This is a genomic window from Streptomyces longispororuber, assembly GCF_014656095.1.
GTDB lineage: Bacteria > Actinomycetota > Actinomycetes > Streptomycetales > Streptomycetaceae > Streptomyces > Streptomyces longispororuber.
In genome coordinates, this window is the sequence record NZ_BNBT01000348.1 from 1 (window position 1) to 551 (window position 551).

The window sequence follows — 551 nt, forward strand, 5'->3', positions numbered from 1 at the left end:
ACTTCCCGCCCAAGGCGCGGGACGCGGGTGGCGGTGCTCGGTGCGGTCGGGGCCGGTGCGGGCGCTGGTGCTCGCGGGGCCGGGGCTGCGGCCGGGGCGGCTTACGCGTACGCCCTGCCGGGGCCGGTCGGCCGCCGTGGAGCCGGGCGCGTGGTCGTCACCCGCGCGCTCCTGGAGCGGCTCGAACCCGCCGAGCGGCGGGCCCTGTTCGCGCACGAGCGGGCCCACCTCGCCGCGCGCCACCACCGCTTCCTGCTGGTCACCCAGGCGGCCGCGCGGGCCAACCCGTTCCTCGGGCCGCTGCGCACGGCCACCGCGTACACGGCCGAGCGGTGGGCCGACGAGGAGGCCGCCCGGGCGGTGGGCGACCGGCGCACGGTCGCCCGGGCCATCGGGAAGGCCGCGCTGGCGGGTGCGGGTGCGGGTGCGGGTGCGGGTGCGGGTGCGGGTGCGGGTGCGGGTTCGGGTGCGGGTCCGGGGGCGGGCGTGCCCGCGCCGGTCCGTGCCGGTCTGGCGGGCCTCCCGGGCCTCGCCGCGGCGGGCCCCGTGCC

1 protein-coding gene is annotated in these 551 nt (G+C 82.4%); it reads left to right on the forward strand.

What is annotated here, in order from left to right:
* The coding region (locus IE330_RS40135; protein ID WP_190140828.1) for a M48 family metalloprotease at positions 1–551 on the forward strand (551 nt) is incomplete at both ends.